This is a genomic window from Streptomyces sp. Edi2, from assembly GCF_040253635.1.
In the GTDB taxonomy this organism is placed as follows: domain Bacteria; phylum Actinomycetota; class Actinomycetes; order Streptomycetales; family Streptomycetaceae; genus Streptomyces.
This window is the reverse complement of the sequence record NZ_JBEJGX010000003.1, coordinates 8,670,802-8,692,487: the sequence shown is the minus strand read 5'-3', so window position 1 is coordinate 8,692,487 and position 21,686 is coordinate 8,670,802. Positions and strand designations below refer to the sequence as shown.

At 67.7% G+C, this 21,686-nt stretch carries 24 protein-coding genes and 1 pseudogene; 16 read left to right on the top strand and 9 right to left on the bottom strand.

The annotated features are described in order from the left end of the window. Positions 1–329: 329 nt before the first annotated feature. On the top strand, positions 330–1,274 hold the full coding sequence (locus ABR737_RS41590; RefSeq protein ID WP_350256326.1) for a M28 family metallopeptidase: 945 nt from the start codon (positions 330–332) through the stop codon (positions 1,272–1,274). Positions 1,275–1,312: 38 nt separating this feature from the next. Here ABR737_RS41590 and ABR737_RS41585 read toward each other — a convergent pair whose 3' ends face one another. The 4 genes from ABR737_RS41585 to ABR737_RS41570 form a co-directional block, all read right to left on the bottom strand. Next, positions 1,313–1,627, bottom strand: a complete 315-nt coding sequence (locus ABR737_RS41585) for a type II toxin-antitoxin system Phd/YefM family antitoxin (RefSeq protein WP_350256325.1) — start codon at positions 1,625–1,627, stop codon at positions 1,313–1,315. Between the two features lie 364 nt (positions 1,628–1,991). After that, positions 1,992–2,333: a hypothetical protein gene (locus tag ABR737_RS41580; RefSeq protein WP_350256324.1), complete on the bottom strand. Its 342-nt coding sequence runs from the start codon at positions 2,331–2,333 to the stop codon at positions 1,992–1,994. A gap of 213 nt (positions 2,334–2,546) precedes the next feature. Then, positions 2,547–3,440: a hypothetical protein gene (locus ABR737_RS41575; RefSeq protein ID WP_350256323.1), complete on the bottom strand. Its 894-nt coding sequence runs from the start codon at positions 3,438–3,440 to the stop codon at positions 2,547–2,549. Between the two features lie 196 nt (positions 3,441–3,636). Further along, positions 3,637–4,284 (bottom strand): hypothetical protein, encoded by a 648-nt coding sequence (locus ABR737_RS41570; RefSeq protein WP_350256322.1) that lies wholly within the window; start codon positions 4,282–4,284, stop codon positions 3,637–3,639. A 224-nt stretch (positions 4,285–4,508) separates the two neighbouring features. Here ABR737_RS41570 and ABR737_RS41565 point away from each other — a divergent pair, with 224 nt between their 5' ends. Then, complete coding sequence (locus tag ABR737_RS41565; RefSeq protein ID WP_350256321.1) at positions 4,509–4,733, top strand: hypothetical protein; 225 nt, start codon at positions 4,509–4,511, stop codon at positions 4,731–4,733. 185 nt (positions 4,734–4,918) lie between these two features. Here ABR737_RS41565 and ABR737_RS41560 read toward each other — a convergent pair whose 3' ends face one another. Beyond that, positions 4,919–5,386, bottom strand: a complete 468-nt coding sequence (locus tag ABR737_RS41560; protein WP_350256320.1) for a hemerythrin domain-containing protein — start codon at positions 5,384–5,386, stop codon at positions 4,919–4,921. Between the two features lie 427 nt (positions 5,387–5,813). Between ABR737_RS41560 and ABR737_RS41555 the strand changes: the two genes are divergently transcribed. Continuing rightward, a complete protein-coding gene (locus tag ABR737_RS41555; protein WP_350256319.1) occupies positions 5,814–7,169 on the top strand; it encodes a hypothetical protein in 1,356 nt (451 codons plus the stop codon). A gap of 435 nt (positions 7,170–7,604) precedes the next feature. Continuing rightward, a protein-coding gene (locus ABR737_RS41550) for an IS5 family transposase (RefSeq protein ID WP_502964539.1) occupies positions 7,605–8,413 on the top strand; the annotation gives its coding sequence in 2 pieces (ribosomal slippage) (positions 7,605–7,920 and positions 7,920–8,413; 810 coding nt in all). A 17-nt stretch (positions 8,414–8,430) separates the two neighbouring features. Here the strand turns inward: ABR737_RS41550 and ABR737_RS41545 are convergent. Then, a pseudogene (locus ABR737_RS41545) lies at positions 8,431–8,688 on the bottom strand (cation:proton antiporter domain-containing protein); the annotation flags it as partial. On the opposite strand from ABR737_RS41545, the gene ABR737_RS41540 reads away from it, so the two are divergent. The 10 genes from ABR737_RS41540 to ABR737_RS41495 all read left to right on the top strand — a co-directional run bounded on the left by ABR737_RS41540 (position 8,624) and on the right by ABR737_RS41495 (position 16,457). Then, on the top strand, positions 8,624–9,007 hold the full coding sequence (locus tag ABR737_RS41540) for a hypothetical protein (RefSeq protein ID WP_350256318.1): 384 nt from the start codon (positions 8,624–8,626) through the stop codon (positions 9,005–9,007). The pseudogene ABR737_RS41545 and the gene ABR737_RS41540 sit on opposite strands and share 65 nt — an antisense overlap. A gap of 975 nt (positions 9,008–9,982) precedes the next feature. Beyond that, a complete protein-coding gene (locus ABR737_RS41535) occupies positions 9,983–10,480 on the top strand; it encodes a VOC family protein (RefSeq protein WP_350256317.1) in 498 nt (165 codons plus the stop codon). A gap of 38 nt (positions 10,481–10,518) precedes the next feature. Continuing rightward, a complete protein-coding gene (locus tag ABR737_RS41530) occupies positions 10,519–10,881 on the top strand; it encodes a DUF488 domain-containing protein (RefSeq protein WP_350256316.1) in 363 nt (120 codons plus the stop codon). Between the two features lie 232 nt (positions 10,882–11,113). Beyond that, positions 11,114–11,572 carry a Crp/Fnr family transcriptional regulator gene (locus ABR737_RS41525; RefSeq protein WP_350256315.1) on the top strand — a complete coding sequence of 153 codons (459 nt, stop codon included), beginning with the start codon at positions 11,114–11,116 and terminating at the stop codon, positions 11,570–11,572. 183 nt (positions 11,573–11,755) lie between these two features. Continuing rightward, entirely contained in the window at positions 11,756–12,052 is a 297-nt protein-coding gene (locus ABR737_RS41520) for a hypothetical protein (RefSeq protein WP_350256314.1), read from the top strand. Positions 12,053–12,432: 380 nt separating this feature from the next. Beyond that, complete coding sequence (locus tag ABR737_RS41515; protein ID WP_350256313.1) at positions 12,433–12,795, top strand: DUF488 domain-containing protein; 363 nt, start codon at positions 12,433–12,435, stop codon at positions 12,793–12,795. Positions 12,796–13,046: 251 nt separating this feature from the next. Further along, positions 13,047–13,661: a GTP cyclohydrolase I gene (gene folE, locus ABR737_RS41510; protein WP_350256312.1), complete on the top strand. Its 615-nt coding sequence runs from the start codon at positions 13,047–13,049 to the stop codon at positions 13,659–13,661. Continuing rightward, complete coding sequence (locus tag ABR737_RS41505; protein ID WP_350256311.1) at positions 13,654–14,601, top strand: RibD family protein; 948 nt, start codon at positions 13,654–13,656, stop codon at positions 14,599–14,601. The genes folE and ABR737_RS41505 overlap by 8 nt, the downstream gene beginning before the upstream one ends. A gap of 263 nt (positions 14,602–14,864) precedes the next feature. After that, complete coding sequence (locus ABR737_RS41500) at positions 14,865–15,911, top strand: glucose 1-dehydrogenase (RefSeq protein ID WP_350256310.1); 1,047 nt, start codon at positions 14,865–14,867, stop codon at positions 15,909–15,911. Between the two features lie 36 nt (positions 15,912–15,947). After that, positions 15,948–16,457, top strand: coding sequence for a gluconokinase (locus tag ABR737_RS41495; protein WP_350256309.1), 510 nt, complete (start codon positions 15,948–15,950; stop codon positions 16,455–16,457). A 278-nt stretch (positions 16,458–16,735) separates the two neighbouring features. Here the strand turns inward: ABR737_RS41495 and ABR737_RS41490 are convergent, their stop codons facing one another. Then, entirely contained in the window at positions 16,736–17,137 is a 402-nt protein-coding gene (locus ABR737_RS41490) for a hypothetical protein (protein WP_350256308.1), read from the bottom strand. A 207-nt stretch (positions 17,138–17,344) separates the two neighbouring features. After that, positions 17,345–18,196 carry an SMP-30/gluconolactonase/LRE family protein gene (locus ABR737_RS41485; protein ID WP_350256307.1) on the bottom strand — a complete coding sequence of 284 codons (852 nt, stop codon included), beginning with the start codon at positions 18,194–18,196 and terminating at the stop codon, positions 17,345–17,347. A 180-nt stretch (positions 18,197–18,376) separates the two neighbouring features. Here ABR737_RS41485 and ABR737_RS41480 point away from each other — a divergent pair, with 180 nt between their 5' ends. Then, positions 18,377–19,459 carry an FUSC family protein gene (locus ABR737_RS41480; RefSeq protein WP_350256306.1) on the top strand — a complete coding sequence of 361 codons (1,083 nt, stop codon included), beginning with the start codon at positions 18,377–18,379 and terminating at the stop codon, positions 19,457–19,459. Between the two features lie 23 nt (positions 19,460–19,482). Here ABR737_RS41480 and ABR737_RS41475 read toward each other — a convergent pair whose 3' ends face one another. Continuing rightward, positions 19,483–20,865, bottom strand: coding sequence for a glucose-6-phosphate dehydrogenase (locus tag ABR737_RS41475; RefSeq protein ID WP_350256305.1), 1,383 nt, complete (start codon positions 20,863–20,865; stop codon positions 19,483–19,485). A gap of 112 nt (positions 20,866–20,977) precedes the next feature. Here ABR737_RS41475 and ABR737_RS41470 point away from each other — a divergent pair, with 112 nt between their 5' ends. Further along, entirely contained in the window at positions 20,978–21,658 is a 681-nt protein-coding gene (locus tag ABR737_RS41470; protein WP_350256304.1) for a cytidylate kinase-like family protein, read from the top strand. The last annotated feature ends 28 nt before the right edge of the window (positions 21,659–21,686 follow it).

Sequence of the window (21,686 nt, the reverse complement as noted above, 5' to 3'; positions counted from 1 at the left end):
GCCTGATGTAACGCGGTGCCATTACCGTCCGTTACGGCGCGGCAACCGATTCACCGACGCGGCATGAGCCCCGCATTCCCCCGGACGGGCGCGGCTCCGTGTGGCGAAATCCGCACCCCGAGGGCCGCGGGAAGCCGAGGGACAGACCCCTCCCACGCATCACCGATCATCATGATCCGCGCATAGCGGGCGCGACCCGCTCCGCGAACTCACCTGTCCGGTATGCGCTCTTGACGGTTTCCGGAGTGATCGCAATTCTCATGTGCGCGTCAATTCATGACGCGCATCGAATCAGCTCCGCACCAACCCCCCACACCAGGAGCCACATCGTGACCCGTTCCACCCGAATACGCCGGATCGTGCTGGCCTCGGGCGCCGTCACCGCCCTCGCCGCCACCCTCTTCACCACGGCCGGCGCCTACGCCGATCCCGCACCGAAGGCCGCCCCGGACGTCGACGTCAAGGCCGTCAAGGCCGACCTGGACCAGCTCCAGTCGATCGCCGACGCCAACGGCGGCAACCGCGCCCACGGAAAGCCGGGCTACAAGGCCTCCGTCGACTTCATCAAGGAGAAGCTGGACAAGGCCGGCTTCAAGACGAAGATCCAGGAGTTCGACGGCAGCGGCGCCAAGGGCTACAACCTCGTCGCCGACTGGCCGGGCGGCGACGAGAGCAAGACCGTGATGGCCGGTGCCCACCTGGACTCGGTCCCCGCGGGCCCCGGCATCAACGACAACGGCTCCGGCTCGGCCGGCATCCTCGAGGTCGCGCTCGCCGTCGCCAAGTCGGGCCTCAAGCCCACCAAGCACCTGCGCTTCGGCTGGTGGGGCGACGAAGAGGACGGCATGGTCGGCTCGCAGGCCTATGTCGACAAGCTCGGCGCCGACAAGTCGAAGATCGACTCGTACCTCAACTTCGACATGATCGGCTCGCCGAACCCGGGCTACTACGTCTACGACGACGACACCCGCCTGGAGAAGGTCCTCAAGGACTACTACGCCAAGAAGAACATCACCACCGAGAAGGACACCGAGGGCGACGGCCGCTCCGACCACGCCTCCTTCAAGGACGCGGGCATCCCGGTCGGCGGCTTCTTCTCCGGCGCGGACTACAAGAAGACCGAGGAGCAGGCGAAGAACTGGGGCGGCGAGGCGGGCAAGGCGTTCGACGCCTGCTACCACCAGGCCTGCGACACCTCGAAGAACATCGACGAAAAGTCGCTGGACACCAACACGGACGCCATCGCCAACGCCATGTGGGAGCTCAGCTCCTGAGCCACCCGCTCCACCGCACGGTCAGCAGTAGCTGACCGTCAGCTCTCGCGACCCGGTCGCCGGTCCCCGGCAGCCGGGTCGCGGTGTTCTGCCGCGATACCGAAGCGCCGCCGTTCGCCCGGAGCGGACGGAAGCTGCCGCACGGACGAGACCGTACTGATCACCTGCTCGTCCTCCGCGCCCTCGTCACGCCGCCCCAGCTCTTCAAGTAGCTGCAGGTCAGCAGCGGATACCAACGCCACCAGCGGCTTGCCGTGACGGGTCACGACCACCCGCTCGCCGCCGTAGACGACGCGGTTGATCAGATCCGCCAGCTCCGCACGTGCTTGCGTCACCGGAATTTCGTAGGCCATGCTCCTAGCCTATATAATGTCCACCTGGTCCGCCGTGGTCCGTGGCGACAGCGAATGTCCAGGTCAGAGGTACTCGCGTGCTCCCATGCGCTCTCGTTTGTGAGAGATGTGTGAGACGAGGTGAGACGAAGAGCTATGCACAGACCACTCAGGGCGCCGCCCTTCAGCATCCGTCCGGGCGGCCGTCTGCGGCCCGACGGCCTGCTCCTGGCCCCCGACTCCGTCGCCCCGGCACTTCACCGCGCTCCAGGACGCCGCCCCGCGTCAGTTCCGCGGCCCGCACCGGCCACATGATCACCCCACGATGAAGGCTGCCCGGACCTGAAGATCAGGTCCGGGCAGCCTTTTGTGTTCGACGGGATGGTCAGCTGGCGTCAGGGTTCTTGCCCACGAGCTGGGAGAGCAGCTCCAGGATCTGCGCGTTCCCGGTGCGCACCTCGCCCGCCAGAGCATCGAGGCGGCCGTTGACCGCGCTCATGTCTTCAGCGAGCTGGCTCACCTTCTCGTCCAGCCCGCCCACCTTCTGATCCAGGTTCCCCACCTGGAGCCGCACCGCGGTGAGATCTGATTTGACGATCCCGAACTCGCGGGCTGTCGTCTCCTGCCCCTGCTCGAAGCGGCGGGTGAGAGCGGAGATCTCGCTCTGCGCGATGGGGTCCTCGGCCACGCGGGGCACTCCTGCCAGATCATGGAAAACAGCGGTCATCAGGGGCTCCACAATATCGCGCCAGCTGGCTGGCGCACTCACCCATTCGGCCCAGCGCAGGCCCAGCGGTGCCGGGTGCTTCCTGCCGCGGAGCCCGTCGGCGCGGGCGTCCGGGTGGCCTGCAGCAGGGGCGGCCAGCAGGGCACTCATGGCGGCCCTGGCTCAGCGCAAGGGTCTGAGGAGCCCCTGGCCTGCGCAGACAGCTTTCACTGTTCAGAAATTGGTCTTTTTTAGCTTGATTGCCGGAAACGGATTTCCGGGACCCTTGAGGTCGCTCTGCGGATCACCGGTTTCAGTGGGAACGATAACTGATTCATATCTTGCCGCCTGCCCTGCAACGCTGCCTTTGCCATCCAATTTTTTGCCAAGTTTGATTGGATACCAAGCATCCTTGGGGCCGCTCGTCACGTTTACTTCGACGTTGAACGTACAGTCCTTTTCTCCTGTGAAAAAGAAGAGGTCGAAGCTCCGGGCGTCGGCGTGATCGCCGCCGTCAAGGTAGATCCCCTTCTCGAAGGCGTTTCCACCAAGGTTCCAGACTTCTTTACCCGGCGACGTTTGACGGTCGCCGAACGAGACGAGCTTCCGCGGCTGTGGAAACACCGTGCTGAGGTCGAAACCGACGACGACTGGTGTCACGCCATCTCCACCGTCTCCGATCGCGGGCGGAACCACGGCGGTCCCCACATACTTGGTAGGTGTGCAGCGCAGATCCGATACCCGCATGTTTTGTACAACGACCGTCCCCTCATGGAGGGGTGAGATGGTTGTGCGGTATGCACTGACGCCGACTTCCTCCCCCTTGTTCGCAGTGAACCAGTCCGCATATTCCTGTTGGCCATACATGAAGTTGGCAGCAGGACCGAGACTAGCCGTGCGCGCAGGGAAGGCGAATCGATTTGCGTAGAAGGCGGGGGCTCCAGGCGTAGCGGTGATGGGCGGGCCTTCGGCTCGCTCCTTCTTCTCCTTCTCCTCCTTTTTCGCCCTGTCATCGCCGGCCTTGTCCGCTGCTCCAGATTTTTCGGACGCTTTGACACCACGCTCTTGCTGGAAGTGCGTAACCACCAGAAAGATCGCTGAGAAGATCGCGGCGATTCCACCGGCCACGAGGAAAAATCTTCCGATGTTCTTCCAGTGCGGTGGTTCGGGATCCGGACCGCTGGGCGGCGCGGGTGGAGCGGGCGGCGGCACTGGGCCGAATGGCGGTGGCACTGACGGTGGTGGAGGTACTGGCGACGGCACTTTTCCCCCTGCGTCCTCTTGCCCCAGCCCTAGGGGCTCTTCACTGAGAGACAGGGGGCCATCACAGAAGGTGACCTCCCCCGTTTAGCAGATGATAGAGCGTCAGCCGCGGTGCGGGGAGCGAAACCCAGAGCGGGGCCAACTGCTGACGTAGTAGCAGATCCAGACCCGCGTCGGCGAAGTCGCCTTGATCTGGTGAGACAGTTGTTTCCGTTGGGAAGCCTCGCGGTGAGCGGGAACGGCGCCCGATATGCACGCAGCACCGGTGTGTGGCTGCTTGCCAGCACGCCCGGAGAGCTGCGGCATTCTCCCCAGCCAGCCGGCGGTCGAAGGTGGCCAGCAAGGACGCGACGGTGATGGTTTCGGTGCCGATGGTGTCGGCGGTGGCGGTGATGCTCAGTCCGAGGACGCGGTGGAGGACGGCGGCGTCGGCTTCCGCGGCGGGGACGAGGGCGTAGAGGGCGCTGGCTGGGGTGTAGGCGCGCTGGATACGGTGGGTGAGGGCTTCCCAGGCGATGGCGGTGGTGCGGTGGCCGGCGAGTGCCTGGGTCCAGGAGGCGGCCAGGGCGCGCTGGACGGCGTCGGAGGCGGTGTCGGGGTTGGCGAGCAGGTGCCGGGCGAAGTGCTGGTAGACCTCGTGGTGCAGAGCATCAACACCGGCGAATGGACCGACACCCTCCTCTACGGTCTGCTGGCCAGCCGCTGGCACAACGGCTCACAGCCGACAGCAGAGACCAGCGGGCTCCAGCACCGGTAGTCGCCGTGCGGACGCCGTTGTCGGCTCTCAAGGCGTGGACGGTGGAGTGGCGCCGGGAAGGGGCGTTCCGTTCCCGGGGCGCCGGGCTCTTCGCGTCGCCGACCGGTGTCCGCGCCGCACCGGCGTCCAGGCCATGACGCATAGCCATCGGCGGGGCAGTCGTCCAGGGTGGGGTGATGAGCAACGAAAACCCCATCGAGGTCACCGACGAGATGCGCCAGGCCATGGTCACTGCCCAGCGTCAGGGGCTGCAGAAGGACCTGCGTACCATCGCGGCCCGTATCCGCGCCGACGCCCAGGAGCGGTACAAGGGCGAGGGGCCCGGGTGGCAGGCCGGAGTTGAGTGGACGCTGCGCTGGATCGAGAACACCGCCAGCCAGCTGACTGAGGGCAGGCCGTAGCCGCCGAGCGGCGCTACTCCGGCGCACGTGCTCCAGGGCTCAATGAACACCTTTGGCAACAGCGGCTGTTGGGCGATTATGAGAACATGCCGCGCACGCTGAAGCTCACGGGATTTCAACACGCGCCGGGCCCTGGCCGACGGGCACTTCTCAGATTCCCTGTGTGGGCCGCTGAGCGCCGAAGATCACCCCGAGTGCGGGCGGGTGGGGGCGGTCTTCTTCGAGCGGCGGATCTTGTCCCCCAGTTCCAGCAGGACGGCGGCGTCGACGTTGCTGCGCATCTGGAGGAAGAGGTTGTTCTCCTCTTCATCGACATGCGCAGTCACCTCGGTGCGCAGCCTGCGCACCAGATACTCGAAGTCCTCGTCCAGCGCACCGCGCTGCTGGAGGTCATTGAGCAGGCACTTGATGCGGGCGTGCTCGGCGAGCTCCTTGTCCGCCAGGGTGTGGCCGCCGTCGAGGTGCTTGCGCATCGCGGGGTAGAGGGACGTCTCCTCAGCGACGAAGTGCCGCACCAGCTCGATCGTCAGGGCATCCACCAGCCGCTTGCGGTCCTCACTGCCCAAGGGTGCCTGGTCGAACCGTGTGAAGAGTTCCGCGACCTCACGGTGGTCAGCGATCAGCTCCGCCACCACATCACCGCTGTGCCCCACGGCGCACCGCCTTTCCGCCCGGCAGCCGACCTCTCCGGCTGACGCACCACGAGTTCCCGGAATGCCGCCCGCACCACACCGGCACGCCCGAACTGCCCCACCTGCCTGACCTGCGGGCGTGGCACCCCCAGACCCCGCCCCGCAGGAGCGACCCTCACAGCGGGTGCGATCCGTTCCGTGCCCGTCGCCGGCCACCGTCACTGGCCGGCGGCCCTGTGCCCCGTCTCCCACTCCCGGGGCGTCCGGCGGGCACAGGGCCGACACATGCCTGGTCGCCGTCAGTCTGCTGCAAGTCTGCCGTCTCGTGGGTGCCCCGGTCGACCGGTGGGGCACAGAGCCCTCGGCTTGGGCGCGGTGCCGCTCGTGGTCGGCGGCAGATCCCCACAAGGGCTGGGCACGAGACCTGGCTGGGTCGGTTTCAGCCTGGATGACGGTCGATCTCAAGCCAGTTGACCCGATCCGCCCCGCGGGAAGCTCCACCCCGGGCAGCATACGCAGTGAACTCGACCAACTACTCACCGCGACGAAATGGGGGATGATGGCACGCCAGCCGAACCCGGACCTCACCAACACACTGACGATGCTCCACACCGCCGTCATGCACACGGACAAGAATCTCCGGGACGCGCTCGACAAGAGCGTGGAGAAGCTGGAGTCAGCTGGCCAGGCCGCCCATGACAAGACGACCCAGGAGGTCGTGGACGAGCTCAGCCGGATGCGCGCGAACTTCCGCGACGTCCACAACAAGCTGAACTCCAGCGGGGACACACTCAACAACGCCGTCCACGAGGCCGTCGCCCAGCTGCGCACCGAACTGCGGGAGGTCCGTGACGTGCTCGCGGGCCTCGCCCCGCCGGCCCCCGCACCTCTCCTCCAGGAGGCGCCCCGAACCCAGGAAGACCGCAACGGCCTCCAGGCCTCGCCGGTCACCACCGTCACCGAGACCGACGAGCCCGCGGAAGAAGCGGCCCTCCACACAGCGATCCCGGCGCAGCGCACCACCGACCAGGAGGCCCCGCCCGCTCCGGAAATGTCGGTTGGCGAGGTCCGCCAGGCCGTCCGCGAGATCTTCACCGAGGAACTCGCTCCCGTGCTCGCCTTGCTCACCGCCCCCGACAGCCACAGCGACGGGCCAGTCGGCGACCAGCAGAGCGCACCGGCCGGGCTGCTCGAAGCGGTCGTTGAGATCAAGGCGGAGATCAGCACCGCCCAGGAGGAAACGCGGGTCTCGATCGCCTCCGTGCAGCAGGAGCTCGCGGATCTGCGCATCACCGTGGAAAAGCTGCTGCCCCAGCCCGACGCCACCACGGCCGCCGAAGAGAACGAGGAACACAGCGCTCTGCTCAAGACGGCAGCCCGCGCCTCCTCCGCAAACCTGCTGTGCCACCGCGACATCTGGGAGTTCATCAGCGCCCACGCCGGCCGGCACCCGCACTTCCGTGTACCGCCGCAGGTCGCCGCCGAGGGGGACGAGCGCATCCGCGCCGCACTGTCCGGCCGCTCCCTGATCGCCCTGCTGATCAGCTTGCACTCCCTCAAGCGCACCGCCGCCGACGGCGACGGCGACCGTGAACTCGCCGCCACCTTGTACGAGCGGATCGAGAAGAGCCTGACCGGCCTCAGGCCTGGCGGTGAGCCGGTCACCATCACCCTCGACGACCGCGCCCCAGCAGCCGAGGAAGGCACCAAGGCTGATAGCGAGCCAGACAGCACAGGGACCCCACCGACATCGACGGAGCAGGACACAGAACCCGACGAGCACGCCGGACCCGCCACCAAGTGAGCGTTGCGGGCCTCGGCTCCGGCCGGGTGAAGGCATGGACCGGATCGGACTGGCCGCCGCACTGTTCACCGAGGGCGAGCCCGAGCAGGGCGCCGCCGCGGCCCACCAGGCGCTGGACGACCCACCCGCGTCGACTCCACGCTCGTGGCCTCCCGACTCCACACCCTGCTGGACGCCGCCCGCCCTTACCGGACCGCCGCGGTGGCGCGCCGGCGAGTCCGCCGCATGCTGCAGGGCGAGTTCACCGATCTCCGCCCCTGTGCCGCGTACGGTGAGCCCGCCGCCGCGCGCCATCGGGCACGGCAAACAACGGCGGCGGCCAGGACACGAAGGCGGGAGAAGCGCGGGATGACGCAGGCTGCGGGGAGCGAGCAGGACGAGCGGGTGCTAGGCGGTGTCTTCAAATGATCTCGCGTGGTGGATCATGGTCGGGTGATACGTCGCCATGAACTGTCGGACGCTGAATGGGAGTTCGTCCGGCCGCTGCTGCCCGAGTCGCTGCGGGGGCGGAAGTGGCTGGACGACCGCACGATACTCAACGGGATCGTGTGGAAGTTCCGCACCGGGACTGCTTGGCGGGACGTGCCCGAGCGGTACGGCCCGTGGGCCACGCTGCATACCCGCTTCCGCCGGTGGGCTCTGGACGGCACCTTCGAGCGGATGCTCCGGGCCGCCCAGGCGGCCGCTGACGCGGCCGGGGACATCGACTGGCTGGTTTCCACTCACCAGCACGCCGCCGGGGCCCGAAAAGGGGGCTGCGCGTCCCCGCACTCGGACGCTCCCGAGGCGGTCTGACCAGCAAGATTCACCTCGCCTGCGACGCCACCGGCCGCCCGCTCGCCTTCACCGTCACAGGCGGGAACACCAACGACTGCACCCAGTTCACCGCCGTGATGGACACGATTCGGGTGCCCCGGGTCGGCCCGGGACGGCCACGGGTCAGGCCCGCCCACGTGCTGGGCGACAAGGGCTACAGCTCCAAGGCCATCCGGACCTGGCTGCGGCGACGGGGCATCGGCCACACCATCCCCGAACGGACCGACCAGATCCGCAACCGGCTCCGGCGCGGCAGCCGCGGCGGACGCCCGCCGGCCTTCGACAAGCACCTCTACAAACGGCGCAACGTGGTCGAACGCTGCTTCAACCGCTTGAAGCAGTGGCGCGGCATCGCCACCCGCTACGACAAGACCGCCGAGTCCTACCAAGCCGCCATCACCCTCGCAGCCCTGCTGATGTGGGCGTGACATTTGAAGACAACTCCTAGGGCGGGCGGGATCTCCGCGGGGTCGGTGCTCAGGCTGAAGAAGACGAAGAAGACGAAGAAGATGGCGGCGAACAGGTCGCGGAGGGGGTGAGCGGCGCTGGCGCCTTCGGCTACCTCTCCGGACAGGGCGATGCCGACGAGGAAGGCGCCGACGGCCGCGGAGACTTGGAGTTCCTGAGCGACGCCGGCGATGAGGAGCGTGAGGCCCGGGACGACCAAGATCGTCGACATTGTGCTCGTCACCGCCCGCCCGACGTCCCCCGAGGAAATAAACGACCTCTTCCGGGAGGAGACGACCACCGACCGCTACCGCGGCATCCTCGGCGTCTCGGACGAGCCGATTGTCTCCAGTGACATCATCGGTGACTCCCGGGCCTCCATCGTCGATGCGGCAATGACCCGGGTCGTGGATGGCACTCTGGTGAAGATCATGAGCTGGTACGACAACGAGTGGGGCTTCATGCACCAGATGGTCCGCGAGTGCTCTCCGTCCTGGGAGTCCAACCGCGGTGAAACGCCCCATTGCAGTCGAGCGGACCGGCCGTTGCACCTTACCCGGAAAGGAACACGGTGAAGGTCAAAGAGATCATGACCACTCGGGTGGTCACCGTGGCCGACATCGCCGCAGGGTTGCGCGGAAAGCGAATCAGCGCCGTGCCGGTCCTGGTCACCGCCCGCGCGGCGGTCGGCTGGTAGCGAGTAGGATCTGCTCGCCCGCGAGGGCGCCTTCCACGCTTGCTCCTTCTGGCTCGAAGCCCTCGCCCGGACCGGCCGCGCGGACGAAGCCGACACCTCATGGGCCAACTTATACCTCTCGCCGATGGCGTCGGCCTCTACAGCGAGGAGATCGACCCCGCCACCGGCGACTTCCTGGCAATCTGCCCCAGGGCCTGTCCCACGTCGCCCTGATAGGCGCCGCCTGCGCGATCGGCCAGGCCACACGGTGAGCATCTGGGCCGCACTGCCAGGCGGGCTTGTCTGCACCCTGGTACTGGCCACCAGCCTGCGCGCGGCCAATGCCCTAAGCCTCACCCGCATCGATCTGCTGTTCCTGCTCTGGATCGCCTTCCAGCGGCCGGGCCCGCACCAACGCCCTCGGTCACGTGCACACTTCATCAACTGCCTGATCTTCGCGCTGCTCTACTACGGGTCTTCGTCGCCATCGGATACAGCAGCTGGTGACTGGCTGTGTTCGGCCTCATCCACGGCCTGTTCGCCACCACCGCGCACATCAACATTCTGCTGCCGCTCGTCCAACCGCGCATGCGCCACCCCGTAACCAGCGCCCCCATGTCGCGCTGCTCTAACCACCCGGATTCCTCAAGCTCAACTACGGGCCCGGCGCACCCGCCGTCACGCTCACCGCACACCTCCCTACGGCACCATCGTCGGAGGGTTCCTTGCATGGCCAGGCTGAATCCGTAGCCGCGCCCCTCGGGGGCCGGCTGCACGTTCCAGCGGCCAGGACACGGCCCGGGTAGCGTGGAAACCGGACCAGGAAACCACCCAAAGAAGCCCCGTATCGCGGTCGAAGGCGGAAGGGGGCCTCATGGCCTACCCGCATGAAGCAGCGTCCTCCGGTCAGCGCCCTGCGCAGCTTCCGCCGAATTCGGAGCCGACCGGTGACGGACCGGAGGCGCGCGGACCATGGCTAGCCTCGGTCGTGGTGTTCGTCCACGACCACGACGCATCGGCGGCCTTCTACCAGGAACTGCTGAAAATGGAGGTCACCGTACGCACCGCCACTGCCGCGCTACTAGTGAGTCACAACGGCTTCCAGGTATACCTGCGCGCCGTGGGCTCGCGCGCTTTGCACCCGTCGGGCCACGTCGGCGCGCAGTACGTGATCTGGACGGCGGACGGTCCCGACGACTTCCAGCGGTGCGAGCGCGTGCTCAGAGCCCGATCCGACCGCATCGACATCAGGGAAGGTGAGGGCTTCACTCTCATCGAGGGCAGGGATCCCAGCGGCCTGCCGGTCCTGGTGGCTTATCCGGGACCGGACGAAGTAGCGCGTCTGGAGATCATCTCTCGTTACTACGTGTGATCCCGGAAGAAGCGGAGTACTAGCCAGGAGGCCCCTCCATGGCGCGCAAGCGAACCGTGCACATCCGCCGCGTCTACGACGCACCTGCGCAGACCGACGGCACCAGAGTGCTGGTCGACCGCCTCTGGCCCCGGGGCATGACGAAGAAGAATGCCCACCTCGACGAGTGGTGCAAGCAGGTCGCACCCTCCGCAGAGCTACGGAAGTGGTACATCCGCAACCCCGATTGTTTCGCGGAGTTCAGCCACCGTTACCAGGCCGAGCTCCAAGATCCCGAACGCGCAGACGCGCTGGCGCATCTGCGTGACCTCGCCGAAGAGCGAACCTTGACACTACTCACCGCAACCAAGTTTCCCGAGATCAGCAAAGCCGAAGTGCTTGCCGAGCTGCTCCGGGGCTGACAGCACGGGGAAGCGAGCTCCACTTTTGCGGCAGGCACCAGCGGCGGCTCTACGAAACCAACACCACACACGCACAGCCGCAGACGCCGACGGTTGCACTTCCATCGGTTAGCGCGACGGCGTCATGGACCCAGGGCCCCTGACGAGATGGGACCCCGTAGGACCGAGTCCTGTCGCCGCTCCTCAGGAAAAAGTTTCGCGTAGACAGTGACGCCGAGACGGGAGGGCCCTCATGGCCACCACGACGAATTTGCTGAGCCTGCTCTCGCCCGAAGACCGCGACCGCTTGCTGAAGTTCGCGGCCGACCGGTCCTTCCCCGCAGGCACCCGCATCTTCGAGGAGGGCAGCAGGGCCGACCGGTTCTGGAGCATCCTCACCGGATTGGTTGCTCTCGACGTGCGTGTCCCTGGCCGCCGGGCGGCCACCGTCGACGCCATCGGCCAGGGTGAACTGCTCGGTTGGTCGTGGCTGGTCCCGCCGCACACCTGGCAGCTGGGGGCAGAGGCACATGGCCCGGTACATGCATTGGAATTCGACGCGGCGGCGGTGCGCACACTGATCGAGGAGGATCCGGTGCTGGGCCTGGCGATCACACGGTGTGTCGCTACGGTGGTGGGGAGCCGGCTTCAGTCAACCCGAACCCGCCTGCTGGATCTGTACGGACCGGCTGGCAGCGGGCCGAGGCCCTGACTGGCAACTCGGTGCGCCGCCGGACGGCCTCCGTGAACTCGCTCAGCGCTCCGGCTTTACTGCTCGGCGGCCGCGCCATCCACCCCATCAACGTCCGCATCGGCGGCCTCCACCGCGTGCCGACCATCATCGGAACTGCGGCCCCTGGCGGAACGGCTCAAGCGTGCCCGGGATGACTCCGAGGTGACCGTACACTGGGTCGCCAGCTTCGACTCCCCCGATGCCGGGATTGACACCGAACTGCTCGCGCTCGCCGAACCGGGCTTCTACGCCATCGCATCCGGGACCACCACCGCGCGATTGCCGCATCGAGCGCTGCAGGACTGCCCGCAGACAGTGATCGTGCGTTCCATACCCGTACCTTCCCGCGGACCTGGCTTTCTCATGCTCAACTACGGACCCGGCACACCGACCGTCACCCTCGTCGCACACCTCGCTTACGGCACCCTCGTGGGAGGGTTTCTCACCTGGCCGGGCTGACACCTCACCGCCGCCGCTCAGGGGCCGACTGCGTGCCCCGGCGGGCCGTACGCGGGCCAGGTAGCGTGGAACCAGGATCACAACCCGCAAAAAGAAGCCTCGTGTCGCGGTCTAAGACGGAAAGGCCCTCCGCGCATTCACATGGACGGCGGGCGGCCCGACGACGTCCAGCGGTGCGAGCGCGAGCTCAGAGCCTGCTCCCGTGTGGACATTGGACACGGGGAGGGGCTTCACCGTCATCGAGGGCCGGGATCCCAGCGGCCTGCCGGTGCTGGTGTCCCATCCGGGACCGGACGAAGTGGCGCGGCTCGAGATCATCTCTCGCTAATACGTGTGACGCGAAGGGAAGCGGAGCACCCAGCTCACGAGGAGGTTTTTCCATGGGTCGCAGCAGGACGGTGCACGTGCGCCGCGTCTACGAGGCTCCGGCGCAGACTGACGGTGCGAGAGTGCTGGTCGACCGCATCTGGCCCCGAGGGATGACCAAGGACAAGGCTCACCTCGACGAGTGGTGCAAACAGGTCGCCCCCTCCACGGAGCTGCGCAAGTGGTACAGCCACGACCCCGAGCGTTTCGCGGAATTCAGCCGTCGCTACCGCACCGAGCTCAAAGATCCCGAACACGCAGACGCTCTGACGCACCTGCGCGACCTCGCTAAGGACGGGCCCTTGACGCTACTCACCGCAACCAAGCAGCCCGAGATCAGCGAAGCCGAGGTCCTCGCCGAGATGCTCCGAAGCTGACAGTTGGGCGCAAACGACACGGGGATGCGCTCGCCGCCTCACAGCGCTGGCGCAGAGGCATCGTGTCCCCAGGCAGCACTCATGCAGAAAGCGGTCGATAATGGATACGTCCAGCGCAGTGAGATGTACGTTCCTCATTCTCGAGGCCGCATGTGAATGATCAACTGCCGCAGATGAATGGTCCCCCGCCCGTCGCAGGGCTGGTCGGTGAAGGCCTCATACCCTTCACGGATGAGGTGGAGTGGGCAGCCGTGTCGCCGCGGCAGATCACCCCCGAGGAGTGGCAGCGGTTCGAGGGCTACCTCAAGGAGATCTTCGAGGCGCTGGGCCTGGCCGCCGGGGCAGCAGCCACGGCCGACACACCCCACCGCTTCCTGCGTGCCCTCTTCGACGCCACCAGCGGGTACGAAGGCGACGAAAAGCTGGTCACCGCCTTCGAGACCGAATGCCATGGCGGTTCAGACTGCCGGATCAGCCAAATCGTCGAAGGGCCGATCCCGTTCTTCTCCCTGTGCGAGCACCACAGCCTGCCCTTCTTCGGCAAGGCGTACATCGGTTACATCGCGCACGAGCACATCCTCGGACTGTCCAAACTCACCAGGCTGGTGCGGCTGTTCGCCCGCCGATTCTCGATGCAGGAGCGCATCGGCCGCCAGCTCGCCGAATCGTTGCAGCAGATCCTGCAGCCACACGGCGTCGCGGTCCACCTGGAAGCAGTGCATCTGTGCACGCAGATGCGCGGAGTACGGGAGATCGAGTCCAGCACCCGCACCACCCACTGGCGCGGTACCTACGACGAAGATCCGCAACTGCGCGCCGAATTCTCCACGTTGTGCGGCCAACGCGGCCTGGCCGAACATGGCTGAGGACAACACCGCACACCCCGCCGGCGAAACACAGACACGCTCGTTGGAACGCCTGGACCTGCTGTACGAGGAGGCCGGACAGCCCGGCTTTGGTCTTCCTGCCACGCTCGCCACGGCGTACGGCGGCGACCTGGGCTTCACAACGCCCTGCGTGTACGCGAACTTCGTCACTTCACTTGACGGAGTGGTCGCCCTCGGCCCCGAATACCCCTCCTCCGGCTCAGCGATCAGCGGGCGTGAACCCGCGGACCGCTTCGTGATGGGACTGCTGCGGGCATGCGCCGACGCGGTACTCATCGGAGCCGGAACACTGCGAGCCACAGCCCGCCACCAGTGGACCCCCGACCACGTCTGTCCGCACGCCGCACCCCACTTCGTCGAGCTACGACGCAGACTGAAACGCGCCACCCAACCGCAACTGGTTGTGGTCACGGCGAGCGGGAATGTGCCCACCGAGCACCCAGCGCTGCAGTCGGGCGCGCTCGTGGCCACCACCGCGGATGGCGCCAGCCGACTAGAGGGACGCCTGCCACCAGCCTGCGCGATACTCACCGCGGTCGAAGGATCCGGCCTCCGCATGGCCGACGTCCTCGCGGCTCTCCACGCCCAGGGCCACACTGCGGTCCTCACCGAGGGTGGGCCGCAGCTCATCGGTCACCTCCTCGGCGAGGGCCTGCTGGATGAGCTGTTCCTTACGACATCCCCCGTGCTCGCCGGCCGGGACGGCACCTCCCGGCCCGGGGTGATCTCCGGACTCGAACTGCTGCCGAACCAGCCGGTGTGGACGGATCTGATCAGCGCCCGTCGACAGAACTCATACCTCTACCTGCGCTACCGACTTCGTGCCCCAAGCGGCCGAGGCGCGACGCCGAACGCCTGGCTGCCGCCGGACGATGCGGAACCTCCCGCTCATACAGCCTCCGGGCTTCGCACGCGCTAGGTGTCCGGGGACCGCCCTCAACCAGTAGGTGGGCATCGTCGAGACGACCGCCGGCCTTCACGTGATCACCAACGTCGCGCGCACCAGCACCTGGCCGCCTATCCCTTCCGGGTGGCAGGAGGGCAGCCCACGGACGCGTCCCTCCTGCCTGACCATCTGGTGCTGAAAACCTCTGAGCGGGACACACCTCAAAGAGGGACAGATCGAAAGCAGCGGCGCGCACGGATTTGAGGCGCCGGCGGACGAGTGGGACGAGGTTGGCGATGCGTGCATTGACGGTGCGGCCCGGCGCAGAGGGATCCGTTGAGGTCCGGGATGTGCCGGAGGCCGTCCCGGCAGCTGGTGAGCTGTTGGTGCAGGGCCTGGCGGTGGGGGTGTGCGGAACGGACAGGGAGATCGTCCGAGGCGAGTACGGCTGGGCCCCGCCGGGCCGTGAGTGGTTGGTGCTCGGGCATGAGTCCCTCGGGCGGGTGCGGCAGGCGCCTCTCGACAGCGGGTTCTCGTCCGGTGACCTGGTCGCCGGGGTGGTGCGCCGCCCGGACCCCGAGCCGTGCGGGGCCTGCGCCCGCGGGGAGTTCGACATGTGCCGCAACGGCCGCTACACCGAACGCGGTATCAAAGAGATCGATGGCTACGGCGCGCAGGCGTGGTGCGTGGAGGCCGACTACGCCGTGAAGCTGGAGCCGCATCTGGAGCACGTCGGTGTGCTCATGGAGCCCACCACCGTGGTGGCGAAGGCATGGGAACAGGTGGAGCGTGTCGGTGCCCGTTCGTGGTTCGAGCCGCGCCGTGTTCTGGTGACCGGTGCCGGGCCCATTGGTCTGCTGGCTGCCCTTCTGGGCACGCAGCGCGGACTGGAGGTGCATGTGCTCGACCGGGTGAGCGAGGGGCCCAAGCCCGCTCTCGTACGGGACTTGGGTGCCGCATACCACGCGGAGGACATCGATCAGGTGATCTCCACCGTGTGCCCGGATGTCGTCGTCGAGGCGACGGGCGCGAGCGAGCTCGTCTTTGCCTCGTTGACGGGCACCGCGCCCTACGGGGTGGTGTGCCTGACCGGTGTGTCGCCCGCCGGCCGGAGGGTGACCGTGGACGCGGGCGCTATCAACAGGGAGATCGTGCTGCAGAACGACGCGGTGGTGGGCTCGGTCAACGCCAACCTGCGGCACTACCGCCAGGCTGCCGAGGCGCTGGCCCAAGCCGACCTGTCATGGCTTGAGCGCCTGATCACCCGGCGGGTTCCGCTGGAGCGCGCGATGGAAGCGGTCACGCCACAATCGGACGACGTCAAGGTGCTCATCGAGTTGTAACGGGCAAGATCCGAAGGCAGGCCCTAGCCTGGACGGATGCCTCACAACACTGCTCCATTGGTCGTGGTCATGGGCGTCTCGGCCTCGGGAAAGACCACGGTGGGCCAACTGCTGGCACAGCGCCTCGGTGTTCCATACGCCGAGGCGGACGACTTCCACCCCGCAGCCAATGTGGCGAAGATGCGAGCCGGCCATCCGCTCGATGACGAAGACCGCCGTCCCTGGCTGGACGAGATCGCACGATGGCTGACCGAGCACGCGGACAACGGTGGAGTGGTGTCATGCTCGGCGCTGAAGAGGCGCTATCGTGACCGGCTGGCTTCCGCCGCGCCGCACGTCTTCTTTCTCCACCTCGATGGCTCGCCTGAGCTGATTGCTGCGCGGACCGCAGCGCGGCAGGGCCACGTCATGCCGCCCGGCCTGCTCGATACGCAGTTTGCCGACCTTGAACTGCTGGGCGACGATGAAGCTGGCGCGGCTATCCCGATCGACGGTACCCCGCAGGAGACCGTTGCCCTCGCTCATGCCGCCGTCACTGCCTCCTGAACCGTTCACATTGCGCAGCCGCCTATGACCTGCGAACTGCCTGCCAAGTAGAGGCATTGCCGCCGTTGTCGTGTCGATGACCCAGCACCACGAGCGACGCCTCATCCGCTAGGGTCCCGGCGGTATGGCCGAAGGGCAGTTTTCCCCCGCCACGGTGAGGTGGGGAACGCCGACCGGGCCACTGCCTCGAACAGGTCCACCACTGGCGCACCACGGTCTACGGCAGCCCTCCCCTCTGCGTCCTTCTCATCCGCGTTCATGCCTAATCCGGGCCGCCCTCAAGGACGTGCCGCTGGCTGAGCAAGCCCGTACGGCTGGGGCGGCTGGTGCTCACCGCCGCTGGGCGTTGAGAGGATCGCTGTGAGCAGCAGCCCGACGGCGGCCAGGATGGCCAGTGCCACAGCGACCTTGACCGTCCATGAGTGCTCTTCACCGCCATCGAGGACTGGATCGGTGGCCCCCTCTTCGTCGGTACGCCCGGCGACTGGGTCCACGCCCCTGCGGTCCGGGAATCGGTCGTCACCAGCCAGCTCGGTGAAATGCGTGTTGAGCGATTCGATGCGCCGTGCCAGCTCCGGATCATCATCTGCCAGACGTTGCTCGATCCGAGCGAATGCGCGCTCATCGTCCTTCGGTTCGCGCGACCACCAAGACGTGCCTCTCGTCAGCCACCGGCACATTCGGGCGCGTGGACTGTTCCCAGATGTGGCGCGGACAGGTTGCGAGTACCGCACGCGCGCGATGCGAACCACTGTGGCGTCCGGCTACGGTGCATCTCCCAAGCAGGCCGCTGCTCACTCGCGGGACCCCATGACAGCGCCGTGGCAGACCGTGTAACGCGGCGCCGAAGCCTTGACGTATGCGTGGGCGCCCTCGGCAGGGCTGGCTCATCCTGCGAACTCCCGGACAGGCAGCCCGGCGACGTCGACTCGTGCCCGGAACAGTGAGCCTGCCAGCGGGTCCTCCGCAGGCTCGAGATTTTCCCGGGAGGTGGTGATGAACAGCTCGTCCAGGTGGGGCCCACCGAACGTGCAGGCGGTGACCTTCCTCGCCGGCAGTTCGATCACCTCGTCGAGGGTGCCCGCGGGCGAGTAGCGTCGCACCGCTCCGCCGTTGTTGAGGGCCACCCAGACGCCGCCTTGGGCGTCGACGGTCAGCCCGTCCGGGCGCCCGGCCTCGGTCGGAATGGTCACGAAGGTGCGCTGCCCTCTCAGGCCGGAGCCGGGGTCGTAATCGAACACGGCGATCCGATGTGTAGGTGTGTCGTTGTAGTAGGCGTGGGCGCCGCCGGGGCTCCACTCCAGCCCGTTGGAGACGGTGACCCCGGTCAAGACCACCGTGACGGTGCCGTCGGGCGCCAGCCGGTACAGGCTGCCGGCGCCGGTGCGTTTGTCGTAGGCCATGGAGCCGCAGTAGAAGCGGCCGTCTGGGTCGCAGCCGCCCTCGTTCATGCGTATCCCGCGGTCCTCGTCCCACAGCGGGGGCAGGTGCGTCAGGGTGCCGTCGGCGTCCTCCAGGGCGAAGCCCCGCTCGATTCCGATGACCGCGCCGCCCTGGCGGCGGGGCCGTATCGCTGCGGCGACATGGCCCACGTGATGGCGGGTGACGGTGCTGTCGTCGGCCAGGGACAGCACGTCTCCGGCCAACATGTCGACCCAGCGCAGGCCGCCCCAGAGCGGCGACCATACGGGCCCTTCGGCGTGGTAGGCGATCGGGTCTGTCACCTGTTCCACACGCATCGGCGCCTCCCGACGAAACGTCTACTTTAGGCGGATAGTGCTTTCTGTTCTTTACGTGTCATGGTGCCTGAACCGGGAGATCGCCGTATGGCCCGTTCGCGCACGACCGCAGCGGTGCGGACGTGGCTCGCCGAGACCTGGCCGCTGGTCCAGGCAACGGCAGCGGCCACGCTGGCCTGGGTGATCGCCGTCCGGACCGGCGATCACGATGCTCCGTTCTTCGCTCCGATCGCCGCAGTGGTCGCTCTCAACTTCGGGCGAGGTGAACGGGGCCGCAACGCCCTGCGGCTGCTCCTCGGGGTGTGCATCGGCATCGCGATCGGAGAATGCACGGTCGTGATCCTCGGAAGCGACTGGGACAGCCTGGCGCTAGCCACCTTCGTCGCGCTGGTCATCGCCCAGGCACTGGGCGCCAATCGCCTGATGCGCGTCCAGGCCGCCGCCGGGGCGATCCTGACCATCGCCGCGGCCGACGGCGGGGCTGGTGTGAACCGGTTGACCGACGCGCTGATCGGTGCCGGGGTGGCGCTGGTGTTCACCCAGGTTCTGTTCCCTCCCGAACCACTGGCCCTGGTGCGCCGGGCGGAGAGGGCAGCGCTGGCAACCATGGCCGAGGGTCTTCGCCTGACGGCTGAGGCGATCGAGCGCGGCACGTACGACGAGGAGCTGCATGCGGGGCTGATCGGGTGCATGTCCACTGTGCGGGAACACCTCGCCGAGGTGGGCAGGGCTGGACCGGCCGGCGCCCGGGTCGCCGGCCACTCGCTGATCTGGCGTTACCGGCGCCCCGCCGCCGCATGGACGAACCAGGAGGCCGCCCAGATCCAGCTGCTTGGGTCCAGCTGCCTGATGCTCATGCGCACCGCTGTCAGCGCCGATCTGCCCGGGCAGGACAGGCTCGCGCAGGCTGTGCGGGAGCTGGCCGCAGCGATCACCGACCTCTCGACAGACCTGGGCAGTCACCAAATCCGCCAACGCGCGGTGGACCGTGCCTTCACCGTCGCCCGCCGGGCCGGTGAAACCCCTGCGCCCTCCATGGAGCGGGAAGCAGCGACGGCCGGCGTGCAGTTCCTCTGCCTCGACATCATGGTCTTCGCCGGCGCTGACCCCAAGGAAGCCTCCGCCGTGCTTCAGCAGAGCGCCGGCAAACCGCGGGCAATCGCACCGCCGGAAGACTTCCACCTTCCCCGCCTGCCACGCCGGGCGGGGATCCACCGTCTACGCTCTCGCAAGCCGGCGGACCGACGGCGACGCTGGCGTTGACCACCAATGGTGCCCGCCGGGCGTCAGGGCGGTCCCGCGCTTCCTGCGGCGTATTCCTCCAGCGGTACCAGCCCCGCGTTCCAGGCTGACAGTACCGGCGTCATGACGCGCCAGGCCGCTTCGGCCTCATCCCCGCGGACCGACAACGTGCTGCCGCCCGACAGGACGTCCAGCAGAACGTGACTGTAGGCCGGCAGGTCGGCCGCGGGAGGCGGCGCGGTCAACGTCACCGGCGCCCAGCTCTGCGGATTCAGGGACACGCCTCCGGTCAGGTGTAGGGCGAGATCCTCGGGGCCGTCGAGGCCGATCCGCAGTTCGTCGGCCGGAGCCCTGTGAGCCGAGGGGTGCTCGGCCGGCCGGAAGCGGACCGTGACCTGCTTTCGACGGCGGTGCAGCGCTTTTCCGGCCCGGAGCAGGAACCGGGTGCCCGACCACCGTTCGCTGTCGAGGTCCAGCACGATCTCGGCGAAGGTCTCGGTGCCGCGGGCCGCATCGACGCCGTCCTCGTCCTGGTAGGCGGGGACGGCGCGCCCGGCCCCGCCTGCCGGATCGGGGAGGCGGCCGGCGGTGTAGCGGGCGCGACGGGTGCGGGAGGCCGCCTCGTCGAGGCGCAGAGGGCGCACGGAGCGCAGGGCGTCGAGCTTGCGGTCCCGCAGGACTTGTTCGTCGAGGCGCGTCGGCAGCTCCATCGCGATGAGGGACAGGACCTGGAGCATGTGGTTCTGCATCACGTCCCGCAGCGTGCCGGAGCGGTCGAAGTACCCCGCCCGGCCCTCCAGGCCCAGGTCCTCCTCCCACAGGATGTCAATCTGCTCGATGTGCCGGCTGTTCCATACCGGCTCCAGGACCCGGTTGGCCAGGCGCAGCGCGAGCAGGTTCTGCACCGTCGGCAGCCCGAGCACGTGATCGACCCGGAACACCGCTTGCTCTCCGGCGGAGTGCGTCACTCGGTCGAGGAGCCGGTTGAGTGCCATGGCGCTGTCGAGGTCCTCGCCGAAGGGCTTCTCCAGGGCGATCCGGCTTCCCGCAGGAAGCCCGGTACCGCCGAGCGCGGTCACCACCGTCGTGTACAGGCCGGGGGGCAGGGCCAGGTAGACCGCCACCGGCTGCCTGACGCCGGACAGCAGGCCGCCGACGCTCGCGGGGTCCGTCAACTCGGTTCGGCGGTAGCGCACCGAGCGGATGAGATCCGCGCGGGCCGCGGCCGGCACCTCCGGGGCATGACGCTCCAGCTTCTCCGCAGCGGTGCGCTGGAAGGCTTGGTCGCCCAGGTCTTCGCGGGCGGCCGCGACGACCTGGAAGTCGTCGGGAAGCCGGTCCGCGGCACGGAGTGCGGCAAGAGCGGGCAGCAGGAACCGGCCCGCGAGGTCACCGGTCGCACCGAGCAGGACCAACATCTTGATCAATTGCTGACCCCCGCTACGACGGCATCGGAAACACCGGACAGCCCAGAAGTGCCAGTTGTGACTGAAATCAATATAAGTAGCGGATTCATGAGCTTTGTGAAGAATTTCAAGTATGCCTGATCTTGCGTCCACGGCTTCGGATCCGAAGCCGTCTCCTCCCGTGGTGACACTTGCCGCGCTGTACGGCACAGGGGGCGTCGTCATCGGGCCGGAGGTGGCGCAGCGGCTCGGCGTGGACTTCCTGGATCGCGCCATCCCCGCGTCGGTCGCCGCGCAGACCGGCATGCCCGAGGAGGTTGTCGCCGCCGCCGATGAGCGTCCGCTGAGCCGTGGGCACCGGCTGCTGGCTCTGCTGGGCAGGGCGCCCAGCCTGACAGCCGGCCCGGCCCAGGAACGCTGGTTCCTGGAGGAGGGCGAGATGCGGGCGCAGATGCGTCGCTTCATGGCCGACGCCGTCCGGTCCGGCGGGGTGGTGCTGGGGCGTGGCGGCGCGATCGTGCTGGGTGAGGTGCCTCAAGCGTTGCACGTGTATCTGGGCGGGCCCCTGGAGGCGCGTATCGCGCGGGCCGCTGAGGCCGAAGGTGTCGACCGTGCTACTGCCGAGCGGCGTGTGAAGGCCAACGACTGGGCGCGACGGGAGTACGTCCACAGGGCGTACGGCGCCGACGGTGATGATCCGGCCCTGTATCACCTCATGATCGATGCCACCGCCTTCAGCGTGGACGCATGCGTGGAGCTGATCGTCGCGGCGGCCACATTTCACCTGTCGCGCACTGCGGACGGAACGGCATGACGCGCAGTGCAGACGCAACGCAATGACG